Here is a 14,106-nt window from a genome sequence, read left to right on the forward strand (position 1 = left end):
GGTACCTGACTCGCCAGTAACCAGCGAAGTTCACCGGAGGGTGTTCAGCCCAGTAGTCGCAGTGCGGCGTCGACCGCCAGGGCCGGCACGTCCAGGGTTTTGGAGGCGAGGTCGTGGCGGGCACCGGTGATCTCCACGACCTGGTGCGGCGCCGGGATCAACGCGGCGGCGGTGCGCAGCTCAGCGGGCGTGCCGAAGGGATCCGAAGTGCCGTGGGTGAACACCGTGGGCACGCCGATGTCGCGCAGGTGGTCGGTGCGGGTGCGCTCCGGCTTGCCGGGCGGATGCAGCGGGTAGGAGAACAACGCCAGCAGGTCGACCGGGGCGCCGCCGGCGGCCACCACCATCGAGGTCTGCCGGCCGCCGTAGGAGTGCCCGCCGGCGATCAGCGGACCATCGGCCAGCCCGCGGGCATACCCGATCGCCGAGGTGATGCCGTCCCGGTCGCCGGCCCCCGACCCCGACGGTGGTCCCTTCGGGCGCCGTCGGCGAAACGGCAGGTCGTAGCGGATCGCCAGAAAACCGCGCCGCGCCCACTCGTCGCACAGCCGGTGCAGCATCGGTGAATCCCGGTTGCCGCCGGCGCCGTGGGTAAGTAGCACGATCCCCTTCGGGGTGCCGGCGGGGTGGTGGCTGATTCCGGCGATGTCCTGGAGAGTCATCGCGTCAACCGGAACAGCGGCGAGACCGGACCGTGCCCGTGGCCCAGCGGGTACGCGGCGCGCAGGCACTCGGTCACCCAGCGTTTGGCGAAGGCCACCGCGTCGGGCACGGAGTACCCGTGCGCCAGCGCGCATGCGGTCGCTGCGGCCAGCGTGTCTCCCGCGCCGTGGTCGTCGGCGGTGGCCACGCGTGGCCCCGGAAACTCCCGAAAGCCGGTGCCGTCGTAGAGCAGATCGGGACTGTGCTGCGCCGACGGCAGGTGCCCGCCTTTGACCAGCACCCAGCGTGGCCCCAGGGCATGCAGTGCCCGGGCGGCCGCCCGCTGCGATTCGGCATCGACGACCTCGACGCCGACCAGCAGCCGTACCTCGTGCAGGTTAGGAGTCACCAGGGTAGCCAGCGGAAACAGCTTGTCGCGCAGCGCGTCTAGAGCCGAATCGGCCAGCAGTGCATCACCGTGCATGGACGCTGACACCGGATCGACCACGAGTGGAACCGACAGATGGAGTGCTCGCCACGTCGCGGCCACGCCCGTGATGATCTGCGCCGAGGCCAGCATCCCGGTCTTGGCGGCCTGAATCCCGATGTCGGGCACCACCGCTTCGACCTGCGCGGCGACGATGTCAGGAGGCACCTCGTGAAAGCTCTTGACGCCCACCGTGTTCTGCACCGTCACCGCCGTGACCGCGACGCAGGCATGCACGCCGAGCAGCGCGCAGGTGCGCATGTCGGCCTGAATGCCCGCGCCGCCGCCGGAATCCGACCCCGCGATGGTCAGCACCCGCGCCGGTGTCGACCCGGGCGGGGTCAGCGGCAGGAACTCCACTAGGAGGAGATGGGCAGGTATACCCGGTTGCCGTGTTCGGCGAACTCGGCCGACTTCTCGTCCATGCCCTTGGCGATGGCGGCGTCGATCTCCTCCTGGGTTTGCAGCCCGTGCTCACTGGCGTAGTCGCGCACGTCCTGGCTGATCCGCATCGAGCAGAACTTCGGCCCGCACATCGAGCAGAAGTGCGCGGACTTGGCCGGCTCGGCCGGCAGGGTCTCGTCGTGGTATTCGCGTGCGGTGTCGGGATCCAGCGACAGCGCGAACTGGTCATACCAGCGAAACTCAAAGCGCGCCTTGGACAGTGCGTTGTCGCGGTCCTGGGCGTGCGGGTGCCCTTTGGCCAGATCGGCGGCGTGTGCGGCGATCTTGTAGGCGATCACCCCGTCCTTGACGTCCTTGCGGTCCGGCAACCCCAGGTGCTCCTTGGGGGTCACGTAGCACAGCATGGCGGTGCCGGCCTGCGCGATGATCGCCGCGCCGATCGCCGAGGTGATGTGGTCGTAGGCCGGCGCGATGTCAGTGGCCAGCGGCCCGAGGGTGTAGAACGGCGCCTCGTCGCACAGCTCCTCCTCCAATCGCACGTTCTCGACGATCTTGTGCATCGGAACGTGCCCCGGCCCCTCGATCATCACTTGGGCGCCACGGGATTTGGCGATCTTGGTCAGCTCGCCCAGGGTGCGCAGCTCGGCGAACTGAGCCTCGTCATTGGCATCCGCGATGGACCCGGGCCGCAGTCCGTCGCCGAGGGAGAACGTGACGTCATAGCTGGCCAGGATGTCGGCGAGCTCTTCGAAGTTCGTGTAGAGAAAGGATTCCTGATGCCGCGACAGGCACCACGCCGCCATGATCGAGCCGCCGCGGGACACGATGCCGGTGACCCGCTTGGCGGTCAGCGGCACATACCGCAGCAGCACCCCGGCGTGCACGGTCATGTAGTCCACACCCTGCTCGCACTGCTCGATCACGGTGTCGCGGTACAGCTCCCAGGTCAGCTTCGTCGGATCGCCGTTGACCTTCTCCAGTGCCTGGTAGATCGGCACCGTGCCGACCGGCACCGGGGAGTTGCGCAGGATCCACTCCCGGGTTTCGTGGATGTCCTTACCGGTGGACAGGTCCATGATGTTGTCGGCGCCCCAGCGGGTGGCCCACACCATCTTGTCGACCTCTTCGCCGATCGAGCTCGTCACCGCGGAGTTGCCGATGTTGGCGTTGATCTTCACCTTGAACGCCTTGCCGATGATCATCGGCTCCAGTTCCGGGTGGTTGTGGTTGGCCGGGATCACCGCGCGGCCGCGGGCGACCTCGTCGCGCACCAGCTCGGCGGGGAAACCTTCGCGGGCGGCGATGAACGCCATCTCGGCGGTGATCTCCCCGGCGCGGGCGCGCTGCAGCTGGGTGCCGCGGTCGCGCACCACGCCCGGGCGGGCCGGCAGGCCCCGGTGCAGGTCGATCACCGCGTTGGCATCGGTGTAGGGACCGGAGGTGTCGTAGAGGTCGAAGTGCTCGCCGTTGGTCAGGTTGACCCGGCGGAACGGCACCTTCATCGCCACGCCGCCGGGGGCCTCGATCTCGCGATAGACCTTCTCGCTGTAGGGGATGGGCCCGGTGGTCACCTGCGGCTCGACGGCTACATCGGTCATGTTCTTCCTCTCCCTTGCCGGCATTACCCGGTCAGGTTCGTACGGTCGACGGCCCCGGCCGTCCTCTCAGCGCACTGGTTGCGCTCCCGCGGTGTGGATTTCTGCCCTGCAACTACTGCACTGCCACGCTATCGCAGCACGGCAGCCGATGTAAGGCGCTGACCTGGCTGCGCGCGGCGCAGATTAGGCATCCGATCCTTTGCATAGCTAATATATGTGCCTTGGCTTAGTGAAAGATGCGGGTGAGCTATGACAGCGCAGATCGAGAGGACGAATGTCGATCCCGGCGCGCTAGCCACCTCCCGTCGCCGGCTGCGCTACGACCGCGACCACCCGCGCTACAAGTGGATCGCGCTGTCCAACACCACCCTGGGCGTGCTGCTGGCCACCATCAACGGCTCGATCGTGCTGATCTCGTTGCCGGCGATCTTCCGCGGCATCGGCCTGAACCCGCTGGACCCGGCGAACGTCAGCTACCTGTTGTGGATGCTGATGGGCTACCTGCTGGTCTCGGCGGTGCTCGTGGTCTTCTTCGGCCGGCTCGGCGACATGTTCGGGCGGGTGCGCATCTACAACGCCGGTTTCGTGGTGTTCACGGTCGCGGCGATCGCGCTGTCGATCGACCCGTTCGACCTGGGGCCCGGCGCGCAGTGGCTGATCGGCTGGCGAGTGGTGCAAGGGGTCGGCGGGGCGATGCTGTTCGCCTCGTCGTCGGCGATCCTCACCGATGCCTTCCCGGCCAATCAGCGCGGCATGGCGCTGGGCGTCAACCAGGTGGCGGCGGTCGCCGGGTCCTTCGTCGGCCTGCTGCTCGGCGGGCTGCTCTCGGAATGGGACTGGCGGGCGGTGTTCTGGGCGGGGGTGCCGATCGGCGTGCTGGGCACCATCTGGTCGGTGCGCTCACTGCACGAACTCGGTGAACGGGCACCGGCCAAGTTGGACTGGGCAGGCACCGTGACGCTGGGACTCGGCCTGACCGTGCTGCTGACCGCGATCACCTACAGCATTCAGCCGCACGGGAATTCGCCGACCAGCTGGACCAGCCCTGCCGTTCTAGGCGCGTTGGGCCTCGGGGTAGCGCTGCTGGTGCTGTTCTGCGTCATCGAACTGCGAGTGGCCGCCCCACTGCTCGATGTGCGGTTGTTCCTGATCCCGGCATTCGGCATGGCCAACGTGGCGGGGCTGATGTCGGCGATCGGGCGCGGCGGGCTGCAGTTCATGCTGATCATCTGGTTGCAGGGCATCTGGTTGCCGTTGCACGGGTACAGCTTCGAATCCACCCCGCTGTGGTCGGGGATCTATCTGCTGCCGATGACGGCCGGGTTCCTGCTGGCCGGACCGGTGGCCGGGTCGCTGTCGGACCGCCATGGCGCCCGGCCGTTCGCCGTGGGCGGCATGGTGCTGATGGCGGCGACATTCGTGGCGTTGATGCTGCTCCCGGTGGACTTCGACTACCGGGTGTTCGCGGCGCTGGTGTTCCTCAACGGGCTCGGCGGCGGCATCTTCACCGCCCCCAATAGCGCCGTGGTCATGTCGAGCGTGCCGGCCGATCAGCGCGGAGCCGCGTCGGGCGTGCGGGCCACGTTCTTCAACGCCGGCACCTCGCTGTCGATCGGGGTCTTCTTCTCCCTGATGGTGATCGGCCTGGCCAACACGCTGCCCGCGGCGATGGGCGCCGGGCTGCAACAGCAGGGCGTGTCGGCCGCGGTGGCCGATGAGGTGGCCGGGACGCCGCCGGTGGGCAGCCTGTTCGCGGCATTTCTGGGCTACAACCCGATCGCCGAGCTGCTGGGGCCCTCCGGAGCGCTGGATCAGCCCGGCGTCAATGCCCAGGCGCTGACCGGGCACACCTTCTTCCCGCAGCTGATCTCCGGGCCGTTCCACACCGGGCTGGCGGTGGTGTTCGCCGCCGCGGCGGTGATGATGGTGCTCGGTGCGCTGAGCTCCTGGGTGGCTCCGGGGCGCTACGCGGCCGAGCCGGTGAACCTGTCCGACACCAGCCTGGGCAGCAACGTCGCGGAGCCCGATTCGGGCGCATCCGCGCACGTCAAGCCGGTCCGACACGCCCGGGAATCACAGAGTTGACCGCGGCTTGACCGTCATGCACTATGGAGCACGCAAGCACCTCGTTAGGTGAGGCGTCTGCACGGACACAGGCCACTGACCCCGAACGTCGAAAGACGCCCCGGGTCAGGACAGCTCCTCCCGGCTTAAGGGTTGAGCCCAAGTGGCTTCCGAAATATGGACACGCCGTGTAGTGCCGAAGCTCTGACGAGAGGGGTGCGGTCTCCCGACAGTCGTCGGAGCTGCCTCCCGAGCATGCGGTGGAACCGGTACGCCCAAGCGTGCCCGCGACCGAGAGGAGGTGAGGGACGAATGAGTTCCGGTGATAGTCCGAGCCGATATCTGACGTCTGTTCCGTCCCCATCCGAACGGTCGCATACCGCCTCCAGCTGAGCCCCAACCCCGGACTCCTCGCTGGGCGCGTAGCGCCGTTACGCGACTAGGAGGCCATCATGGTTGCAATCGCTTACAACGACATCCCGGCGCCGGCCCCGCGTGCCGCGAGCACGGCGAAGAAGCTGGACCCCCGACGGGCTGCGCCCGCCGCGCCTGCCTCGGACCCGGTCGTCGACATGACCACCCGGCTGCTCAGCGGCCCCCTGCACCAGATGTATGCCCTCCTGTGGCGGGTCGGGGTGCTCAGCGTCGACCACTGAGGTCTAGACGTCTTCGAGGGCCTCGCCGAGTTGCTCGAGTACCTCGCTGCGGTGGTTGTTGGCCAGAATGTGGCCGGCAGCCACCGCAACGGCAACCGGCCAGTCGATGATCTCGAAGGCCGCCAGCAGCGCCAGCCCCCCGTAGTAGGCCAGCTGGTCGGGACGGGGCACCGTCACCTTGCCGACCAGCGGCAACTCGACCGCGAAGGTCTCCGCTTCGCGGATATGGGCCACCGCTTCCCGTTGCGACGCGCCACGCCGCGGCTTGTCCGCCATCATGAGCCTCCTGGTGGCGACGGGTCGCCGGATGATCGGGTCGCGGCCGTTCCGCGACGAGAGCCGGTGTCCCCATTGTGCACAAGCCGCAGTCGCGGCGCGGGGTGGCCGTTGGACCTTGGGGTGCCGTCCGGCTGGCGCGGCCCCGGCACCATGAACTCGGTGGGCTTGTCCGCGATGTCCTGCCAACTGGACAGCAGCCGGGGCACCACCGCCGCACCGACGGTGGCCACCGTCGCCGTACCCAGCGCCTGGGCCCAGCCCACCGGGCCCAACGGGGTGCAGCCCAACAGCTGACTGACACCGGGAATGGAGATCAACGTCCCCATCACGCCGAGCGAGCCGACCGCGGTCAGCACCACCAGCGCGTCGTGGGAGTCCAGCAGTGTCTGGCCCAGCTGGGCGGCCACCAAGGACACCAGGGCGACGGTCGACGCCCGCTGCTGGCGGCCGGTGAACGACGCCAACGCCCATGCGCCGACCGCCGACGACGCGGTGGTCACCCCGCGCACCGCGACCGCGCGCCACAGCGCGTCCGGGTCCGGCCCGCGAGCGGCCGACGCTGCGGACTCGCTCAGCTCGCTGACCGCCAGCGCAGTGGCCGGCAGCGCATCGGTGAGCATGTTCACCAGCAGCAGCTGGCGGGCGTTCAACGGTGAGCGGCCGGTGATCGCACTGCCGATGATCGCGAACGCCACCTCACCGGCGTTGCCGCCCAACAGCACCGCCACCGCGGCCTGCACCCGCTGCCACAGTTCGCGGCCCTCGTCGAGTGCGTCCAGCAGCGCATGCACCCGACCGCCGACCAGCACCACATCCGCAGCGGTGCTTGCCGATTCGCTGCCGTGCGCCACGACGGCGAGGCCCACGGTGGCCGCCCGGATCGCGGCCGCGTCGTTGGCGCCGTCGCCGACCATCGCCGACACCTTGCCGGTGCGCTCCAGGGTCTGGACGACCTGAACCTTGTTCTCCGGCGACATCCGGGCGAATACCACCTTCTCGTTCACCGCTTGCTCTTGGCCCTTGCGGGACAACGCATCCCAGTCCGTGCCGCTGATCACCTGATCGGCGCTGACGGCCAGTCCCATCTCCCGGGCGATCGCGGTAGCGGTGACCGGGTGGTCACCGGTGATCAGCCGCACCGGGATCTTGCGGCGGTCCAGTTCGGCCAACAGATCGGCGGCTTCCGGGCGCGGTGTGTCGGCGATCCCCAGCAGGCCGACGAAAGTCAGTCCGGCACCGCAGAATTCGGCGATGTCCTCCGGATCCGGATCATCGCCGAGGACGGCGACCTGTTCGGGGGACAGCTCGCGCCGGGCGACGGCGATCACCCGCAGGCCCTGGCCGGCCATGTCGAGCACCGTTCGGCGGATCGCCGGGTCACCGCCGCAGGCGGGCACTACCACCTCCGGGGCACCCTTGACGCACAGCTCGGCGCCGTCGACCGACGCCGAATAACTGCGGCCAGAGCGGAATGGCAGGTGGGCGACCTCGCCGCGATCAGGGTCCACCACTTCGGCGGCCACCGCGGCCTCGACGATCGCGGCATCGGTGGCGTGCACCTGCCGCCCGTTGGTCGCCGGCGCGGCGTGCGCTGCGGACGTCAAAACCTGGTCGGCCGAGTAACCCGGTGCGGGTTTGACCTGGGTCACCCGCAGCCGGTTCTGGCTCAGCGTCCCGGTCTTGTCGAAGCACACCACGTCGACGCGACCGAGCGCCTCCACCGAACGGGGAACACGTACCAGCACACCGGATTTGGTCAATCGGCGAGCGGATGCCTGCTGGGCGAGCGTCGCCACCAGCGGCAGCCCCTCCGGGATCGCCGCGACGGCGATCGCGATGCCGGACGCCACCGACTGGCGCAGCCCGATCCGCCGGAGCATGCCCAGCCCGGTCACCAGCGTCCCGCCGGCCAGGCTGATCCGCCACGCCTTGCTGGTCAGCAGGCTCAACTGGTGTTGCAGGCCGACCGCGGACTGCTCACCGGCGACCAGGTCGGCGGCCCGGCGACTGTAGGTGTCGCCCCCGGCGGCGGTCACCAGCGCCAACGCCGTTCCGGTGATGACCGTGGTGCCGGCGTAGACCATGCACTCGCGTTCCGGCAGTTCCGCCCCCGGGGTGGCCTCGACCTGCTTGACCACAGACAGGGATTCGCCGGTCAGTGAGGACTCGTCGACCTCGAGGTCGTCGGCGTCGATCAGTCGCCCGTCGGCGGGCACCACCTCATGCGAGCGGACCTCGATCAGTTCACCGGGCCGCAGATCTTCGGCGTTCACGTCGCAGTAGGTGCGGTCGTCGGTTGTGGCGCCCAGGATCACCTTGCGGGCGGGTGCCACCTGCTCGTTGAGCAGGACATTGAGCCGTCGCTCGGCCACCAGTCGCTGGGCGGCCGCCAGGACGGCGTTGCCGCCGAGCACCGAACCCACCAGGACGGCGTCGACCGGCGAGCCCAGCACCGCGCTGGCCGCTGCCCCCAACGCCAGCACCGGCGTGATCGGGTCGGATAGTTCACTGCGCACGGCCTGGGCGAACTGCCACAACAGCCGGGGCGGTGCGGTGCGCTGCGCGCCGCGGCGGGCCAGATCGACGGCGGCCAGCGCGGCCGCCGCCGCCGGAGCGCGGCGGGTCTCGGCCGGGACCTCCAGGTCCGGCGGCGGAAGTACCGCCTGTACCTGCTCGACCGACATCGCGTGCCATTCGTGCACCGCCGCCGGCCGCGGCGTCGCGGCATCCACCGCACGCCGGGCCAGCCAGTAGCCGGACAGCGCGCCGGCCGCCGCGCCGGTGGTCACCGGGCCGGGCCCGCGACCGCGCACCCCGGGCAGCATCAGCAGCGCACCCAACGTCGAAGCGCCGGTGGCGATCTCGACACCGCGGCGGGCGGCGGAGCGAGCCGCCGGCAGCGCGTGCAGCACTCGCCACGCGGCAGCCAGGTCGGTCAGCAACACGTCGGCACACCACGGCGGGCGATCCCGTCCCGGCAGGATGCCCAGCGCCACGTCGGCGGCCGCCAATGCTTCGACCGCGGCCGTCGACAGCACCGCGACATCGTGACCATCGGCCTGATAGGCGCTGACCGCGGCGACCAGCGCCTCGTCCACCGAGGCCCCGTCCAGTGGTCGGATGTCGTCGAAGATCGGGCGCAGCTCGCCGAGCGCCTCGGTCTCGACCGAGACCACTTCCACGTCGGCATGCCGGGCCTCGGTCACCACCGCGGCGGCCAACGGCAGCAGCGCGGGCTGGAACGACGCCTCGACGCCGGCGCGCGGACCGATCCGATGCCAGCCCGGTGTGAGGCCAGGGTCGCTCAGCCGGGCTTGGGCCTGCGCCCACACGGCGCGCAGCTCGTCGTCGTCGGCGCCGCGCACCTGCATCACCCGCAGGTCGTCGCCGCACAGCACCCGCGGATCGATGATCACGGTGTCGATCCGGTCGAGCTCACGCAGGCTGCCCGGCCGCAGCACCACGGCGCCGTGCTGGTCGGCCAGACCGCGGCCCAGGGTCGCGGCGAAGGACTCGCGCGCGGCGCGGGTGCCCTTCGGCGCGGCCACCGCCGCGGCGGTACCGGCCAGGTCGGGGCTGCGGGTGGCGGCGCCGATCACCCCGGCCCCGACGGCCTGCGCCCAGGCGCTACGGGTCAGATGCCGTTCGACCGGACCCGGCGGACGCGGCGCCGGCCGGGGCGGGACGGTCACCGCAGGGTGGTCGGCGTAGTCGGCGAGCTCGGGTTCGCAGCGGCGCCAGGCCCGCGCCGCGGCGCGTTCCTCCCCGGCGCGCATCGCCTCCATCGACAGGTCCACCGCCAGCGCGGTGGGTGCCTGGTTGAGGGTGTGCACGCCGGCACCGGCCAGCGATAGCAGGGCGTCGGTGGCCTGCTTGCCGATGCTCTCCTCGAGCAGGCGGCGCAGCCGCGGCTGGTAGTCGACGACGATGACGCCGGCTTCCAGGCCCAGCGGCAGCCCCGGCAACCGCAGCAGCCGGCCGAGGGTCGCCAAGCCCAGACCGGCGACGTTGGCGCCGACCGTCAACGCGCGTAACGCCTGCGTCATGCCGTCCCCGGGCAGGCTCGCCGGCGGGCGGCCACGGTGGGCCAGCCGACGGTACCGGTTCTCGGTGTCGGCGACGACGCGGCACAGCTCGCGCAACGAGACCACGTCGGCGGCGGACGAGTCCAGGCCGACCACCAGGCGCGACAACGGGTGGTTCAACCGGACGGAGGTGACCCCGGGTAGCGCCCGCGCCGCACCGAGCACGGCGGTTGCCAGCTCGGCTCCGGTCGGTCCGTCCAGCCCGCGCACCTCCACCCAGGCCCGCTGCTCGCCGCGGAAGCACCGCCGGGACAGCGACCACCCGGTCTCGGCATTGGGCAAGACCGCGCCGGCTAACCCGGCCGCAGTCTGCACCGATGTGTCTACCAGCGCGGAGGTGAGTTGGACACCGAAGTTCGCTGCGCGCAGCGGAAGAGAGTGCCTGACGGCACGGCCTAAATCCACTCGGGCCCGATCAGTGGCGCGCGCGAGCGCTGCTGCCGCTGCGCGACTGCCGTGCGGTGGTCTTCTTCGGCTGCGGGCTGCGCCGCGGGGAACCCGCCGGCTTCCCGGACTTCACCGACTTCAACGGCCGTGCGGCCGCGGTCGGAGCCTTCGCCGGGGTTTTCGCCGGGGCCGCCGTCGGCGCTTTGCCGTCCTCGGACCGGCCGTTGAGTTGCTTGAGCACCAGCGCGGTGCCGCCCACCGCCACCAGCACCGGCCACTCGACCAACCCGGAGACGCCCAGGGCGCCCAGGGTCAGTGCGGCCGCGGGGGTGGAGTGGCTGCCGGTGCTCAGGCCGCGTTGCGCACCGCTGGCCGCACCCTTCAATCCGCCGATCACCCCGTTGAGCGCGGCCCCGCCGATCGCGCCGGCCGCCTCGGTGGTCATGGTCGCCGCGCGGGTTGCCGCCCCGGCCACCTTCCGTACCGTCCCTGCGACGGCGTTCATGGGTATTCCCTGCCCTTCAAATGAGCAAATTGGTTAACCCGATCCATCCTATGCGCTAATCGGCGAACACCGGGAAATCCACACAGAATTCATATAACCGCGGCCCGTCAGACCCGCTGAATGTCCACCAGCACCGGCGCGTGGTCGCTGGGCGCCTTGCCCTTACGCTCTTCACGGACGATCTCGGCGTGCGTGACCCGAGTCGCCAGCGCGGGGGAGCCCAGGATGAAGTCGATGCGCATGCCCTGCTTCTTGGGGAACCGCAGCTGCGTGTAGTCCCAATAGGTATAGACGCCGGGGCCGGGGGTGAACGGCCGCACCACGTCGAGGTACTGCGCCTCGGTCAGTGCGCGGAACGCGCTGCGCTCCGGCTCTGAGACGTGCGTCGCACCGTCGAAGAACTCCATGCTCCACACATCGTCGTCCTGCGGGGCGATGTTCCAGTCGCCGACCAGCGCGATCGGCGCCGACGGGTCGTCGATAAGCCAGCTTTCAGCGGTATCACGCAGCGCGGCAAGCCATTCCAACTTGTACGTGTAATGCGGGTCGTTCAGTGCGCGACCGTTGGGCACATACAGGCTCCATACCCGCACCCCGCCGCAGGTGGCGCCCAGGGCCCGTGCCTCCACCGCCGGGTCGGCGTCCGGTTTGGCCCAGACCGGCTGCCCGGGGAACCCGACTTCGACGTCGTCGAGCCCGACCCGGGAGGCGATCGCCACCCCGTTCCACTGGTTGTGGCCGACATGTGCCACCTCGTAGCCCAGTTCGTGGAACGGCAGTGTGGGGAACTGCGCGTCAGTGCACTTGGTCTCCTGCATGGCCAGTACGTCGACCTGCGCGCGGGCCAGCCAGTCGGTCACCCGGTCCAGCCGGGTGCGGATGGAGTTGACATTCCAGGTTGCCAGTCGCAGTGCAGTCACCGAAGTCACCCTAGATGGGCGTCCAGGTAGCGGGTGCGGTGCTGGGCGGCGAACCCGATCGCCTCGAAGAAGCCGAAGGCGTCGGGATCGCCGGGCCCGCCGGTGGGCACCTGGGCGTAGCCGCGGGTGGCGCCGCGGTCGACGCCCCAGGCCTGCAGGGCGGCGCAGACCGCTCGCCCGTGGCCCTGGCGCCGCCGGTCCTCGACCACCCGCAACGCCGTTACGCCCAGCCAGCGGGTGCCGTCCGGGCCGGCGGTGACCGCACCCCGCCCGACCGCGATCCCGGGGATCGAGGCGAACACCACCTCGCCGTCGACCACCGCGGTCAGCACGCCGAGCGGCGGCGCCGCTTCGCCGTAGCAGGCCAGCCAGTCGGCGTCGGGTTCGGCGGCCAGCATCACAGCGCCGCCGCGCTCCCCGGTGGGCAGATCGCACACCAGGGTGCGGGTCTCATACCGCGTGGGAATTCCCTCGGGCAGTCGCAGCAGCCGTTCCGGTACCGCCAGGTACGGCGGCAACCCCCGCTGCGCGTACCAGTCGAGGATCGCCGGAACGGTGTTTCTGTGGGCGAACATGTCGAGGGGCACAGCGGAATTGGCTTGCAGCCCAGCGCCCGGTGCGGCCCGCAGCAGCCAGCCCTCGAGCCACTGGTGTTCGCTGCCCGGCCAGGCCAGGGCGGCGGCGTGCTCGACGGAGCGGATCGCCGAGTTCTTCACCGGCCGATCGGTCAGCCGGCGCACATAGAGCACGTCGGCGTGCCGGCATTCGTGGACCACCCCGTCCGCGGAGCGGACCCGCACCAGCGGCCCGGTCGCCACCAGATGCCCCACCACATCGCCCATCGGCGGCTCGGAGCCGGGCGGGCGCAGATAGCGCAGGCTCACCCGGACGCCGATCTCAGGGAGTTCGGGTGGCGGGGACATCACCGGCTGGTCAGTGGCCGAACGGATCGGGCACGTCGCCGGGCATCCAGGACAGGCCCGGGACGCCCCAGCCGTTGGATTTCACCGTCCGCTTCGCCGCGCGGGCATGCCGGCCGACCAGCATGTCGAGGTAGAGCAAGCCGTCCAGGTGTCCGGTCTCGTGCTGCAGCATCCGGGCGAACAACCCGGTGCCCTCCAGCGTGACCGGCTTGCCGTCGCCGTCCAAGCCGGTGACCCGCGCCCATTCCGCCCGGCCGGTCGGAAACGATTCACCGGGCACCGACAGGCAGCCTTCATCGTCGTTGTCCGGATCAGGCATCGTCTCGGGGCGCTCGGAGGTCTCCAGCACCGGGTTGACCACCACGCCGCGGCGCCGGGTGGTCGAGCGGCGGTCGTCGGCGCAGTCGTAGACGAAGACCCGCAGCCCCACGCCGATCTGGTTCGCGGCCAGGCCGACCCCGTTGGCCGCGTCCATAGTCTCGTACATGGTGTCGATCAGCTCACCCAGGTCGGCCGGCAGTGAGCCGTCTTCGGCGATGGGAACCAGACTGGTCGGGGTGTGCAGGACGGGATCGCCCACAATGCGGATGGGTACGACGGCCATGACCGAAAAGCTTAAGCGGGCGGTTCAGCGAGGCTCGACGGAGGAGAGGCCAAGCTGGAGCCGCCGGGTTCATTCGGCCATCGGTGCAGTGCAGCGGCCACGGCGACTCGCGGGACCGGCTCCCGGTTCAACACCGCCTGCCGTGATTGAATATTCGCTCAGGACACGCCGCCGATAAACGCAACGAACGGTTCAACCACAGAACTTTCCGGAAGGGTCCAGGAAACGATATGGACGGCGCTATGGCGCAAGCGAATCGCTCAGGGGACGATTCGGAACCCATCGACGGCCTGAGTCGCCGCGAGCGCGACATCTTGGCCTTCGAACGGGACTGGTGGAAGTACGCCGGCGCCAAGGAAGAAGCCATCAAGGAGCGGTTCGCACTGTCGGCGACCCGCTACTACCAGGTGCTCAATGCGCTCGTCGACCGGCCCGAGGCTCTGGCCGCCGACCCGATGCTGGTCAAGCGGCTGCGCAGGCTGCGGTCCAGTCGGCAGAAGGCGCGCGCGGCCCGGCGTCTCGGATTCGATATCACCTGAATCACCCGGAAC

Annotated in this window: 12 protein-coding genes and 2 riboswitches; of the genes, 3 read left to right on the forward strand and 9 right to left on the reverse strand. The window is 70.1% G+C overall.

Features of this window, described 5'->3' with window-relative positions; translation table 11 throughout:
- Nucleotides 1-44: 44 nt before the first annotated feature.
- The 3 genes from AC5Y4Q_RS21350 to thiC form a co-directional block, all read right to left on the reverse strand.
- Nucleotides 45-662 carry an alpha/beta hydrolase family protein gene (locus tag AC5Y4Q_RS21350; RefSeq protein ID WP_499960151.1) on the reverse strand — a complete coding sequence of 206 codons (618 nt, stop codon included), beginning with the start codon at nucleotides 660-662 and terminating at the stop codon, nucleotides 45-47.
- Nucleotides 659-1,489, reverse strand: coding sequence for a bifunctional hydroxymethylpyrimidine kinase/phosphomethylpyrimidine kinase (gene thiD / locus AC5Y4Q_RS21355; RefSeq protein WP_065019381.1), 831 nt, complete (start codon nucleotides 1,487-1,489; stop codon nucleotides 659-661). Before thiD ends, AC5Y4Q_RS21350 begins: the two co-directional genes overlap by 4 nt.
- Nucleotides 1,489-3,132 carry a phosphomethylpyrimidine synthase ThiC gene (thiC, locus tag AC5Y4Q_RS21360; RefSeq protein ID WP_064919876.1) on the reverse strand — a complete coding sequence of 548 codons (1,644 nt, stop codon included), beginning with the start codon at nucleotides 3,130-3,132 and terminating at the stop codon, nucleotides 1,489-1,491. Before thiC ends, thiD begins: the two co-directional genes overlap by 1 nt.
- Nucleotides 3,126-3,232: riboswitch (TPP riboswitch) on the reverse strand. It overlaps the preceding gene by 7 nt.
- Nucleotides 3,233-3,381: 149 nt before the next feature.
- On the opposite strand from thiC, the gene AC5Y4Q_RS21365 reads away from it, so the two are divergent.
- Nucleotides 3,382-5,217 (forward strand): MFS transporter, encoded by a 1,836-nt coding sequence (locus tag AC5Y4Q_RS21365; protein WP_082956798.1) that lies wholly within the window; start codon nucleotides 3,382-3,384, stop codon nucleotides 5,215-5,217.
- A gap of 33 nt (nucleotides 5,218-5,250) precedes the next feature.
- Nucleotides 5,251-5,419: riboswitch (M-box (ykoK) riboswitch) on the forward strand.
- A gap of 229 nt (nucleotides 5,420-5,648) precedes the next feature.
- Nucleotides 5,649-5,852, forward strand: coding sequence for an Rv1535 family protein (locus AC5Y4Q_RS21370; RefSeq protein WP_064919864.1), 204 nt, complete (start codon nucleotides 5,649-5,651; stop codon nucleotides 5,850-5,852).
- A 3-nt stretch (nucleotides 5,853-5,855) separates the two neighbouring features.
- On the opposite strand, the gene AC5Y4Q_RS21375 is transcribed toward AC5Y4Q_RS21370, so the two are convergent.
- The 6 genes from AC5Y4Q_RS21375 to AC5Y4Q_RS21400 form a co-directional block, all read right to left on the reverse strand.
- Nucleotides 5,856-6,131: a hypothetical protein gene (locus AC5Y4Q_RS21375; RefSeq protein WP_499960152.1), complete on the reverse strand. Its 276-nt coding sequence runs from the start codon at nucleotides 6,129-6,131 to the stop codon at nucleotides 5,856-5,858.
- Nucleotides 6,128-10,621: an HAD-IC family P-type ATPase gene (locus tag AC5Y4Q_RS21380; protein ID WP_165604365.1), complete on the reverse strand. Its 4,494-nt coding sequence runs from the start codon at nucleotides 10,619-10,621 to the stop codon at nucleotides 6,128-6,130. Before AC5Y4Q_RS21380 ends, AC5Y4Q_RS21375 begins: the two co-directional genes overlap by 4 nt.
- 10 nt (nucleotides 10,622-10,631) lie before the next feature.
- On the reverse strand, nucleotides 10,632-11,108 hold the full coding sequence (locus AC5Y4Q_RS21385) for a hypothetical protein (protein ID WP_064919862.1): 477 nt from the start codon (nucleotides 11,106-11,108) through the stop codon (nucleotides 10,632-10,634).
- A gap of 107 nt (nucleotides 11,109-11,215) precedes the next feature.
- Nucleotides 11,216-12,019, reverse strand: coding sequence for an exodeoxyribonuclease III (locus AC5Y4Q_RS21390; RefSeq protein ID WP_064919874.1), 804 nt, complete (start codon nucleotides 12,017-12,019; stop codon nucleotides 11,216-11,218).
- Nucleotides 12,020-12,033: 14 nt separating this feature from the next.
- Nucleotides 12,034-12,951, reverse strand: coding sequence for an N-acetylglutamate synthase, CG3035 family (locus tag AC5Y4Q_RS21395; RefSeq protein WP_065019382.1), 918 nt, complete (start codon nucleotides 12,949-12,951; stop codon nucleotides 12,034-12,036).
- A gap of 10 nt (nucleotides 12,952-12,961) precedes the next feature.
- Entirely contained in the window at nucleotides 12,962-13,555 is a 594-nt protein-coding gene (locus tag AC5Y4Q_RS21400) for a peptide deformylase (RefSeq protein WP_065019383.1), read from the reverse strand.
- A gap of 230 nt (nucleotides 13,556-13,785) precedes the next feature.
- On the opposite strand from AC5Y4Q_RS21400, the gene napA reads away from it, so the two are divergent.
- Nucleotides 13,786-14,094 carry a nucleoid-associated protein NapA gene (gene napA, locus AC5Y4Q_RS21405; RefSeq protein ID WP_064919859.1) on the forward strand — a complete coding sequence of 103 codons (309 nt, stop codon included), beginning with the start codon at nucleotides 13,786-13,788 and terminating at the stop codon, nucleotides 14,092-14,094.
- Nucleotides 14,095-14,106: the final 12 nt, after the last annotated feature.

It is taken from the genome of Mycobacterium sp. NGS16, assembly GCF_059813225.1.

Excerpts from the sequence above, each read along its gene's own strand:
- AC5Y4Q_RS21395 (WP_065019382.1), bottom strand. The coding sequence starts at position 12,951 with ATGTCCCCGCCACCCGAACTCCCTGAGATCGGCGTCCGGGTGAGCCTG.
- AC5Y4Q_RS21385 (WP_064919862.1), bottom strand. The coding sequence starts at position 11,108 with ATGAACGCCGTCGCAGGGACGGTACGGAAGGTGGCCGGGGCGGCAACC.
- napA (WP_064919859.1), top strand. The coding sequence starts at position 13,786 with ATGGACGGCGCTATGGCGCAAGCGAATCGCTCAGGGGACGATTCGGAA.
- AC5Y4Q_RS21375 (WP_499960152.1), bottom strand. The coding sequence starts at position 6,131 with ATGATGGCGGACAAGCCGCGGCGTGGCGCGTCGCAACGGGAAGCGGTG.
- AC5Y4Q_RS21400 (WP_065019383.1), bottom strand. The coding sequence starts at position 13,555 with ATGGCCGTCGTACCCATCCGCATTGTGGGCGATCCCGTCCTGCACACC.
- AC5Y4Q_RS21370 (WP_064919864.1), top strand. The coding sequence starts at position 5,649 with ATGGTTGCAATCGCTTACAACGACATCCCGGCGCCGGCCCCGCGTGCC.
- thiC (WP_064919876.1), bottom strand. The coding sequence starts at position 3,132 with ATGACCGATGTAGCCGTCGAGCCGCAGGTGACCACCGGGCCCATCCCC.
- AC5Y4Q_RS21365 (WP_082956798.1), top strand. The coding sequence starts at position 3,382 with ATGACAGCGCAGATCGAGAGGACGAATGTCGATCCCGGCGCGCTAGCC.
- AC5Y4Q_RS21350 (WP_499960151.1), bottom strand. The coding sequence starts at position 662 with ATGACTCTCCAGGACATCGCCGGAATCAGCCACCACCCCGCCGGCACC.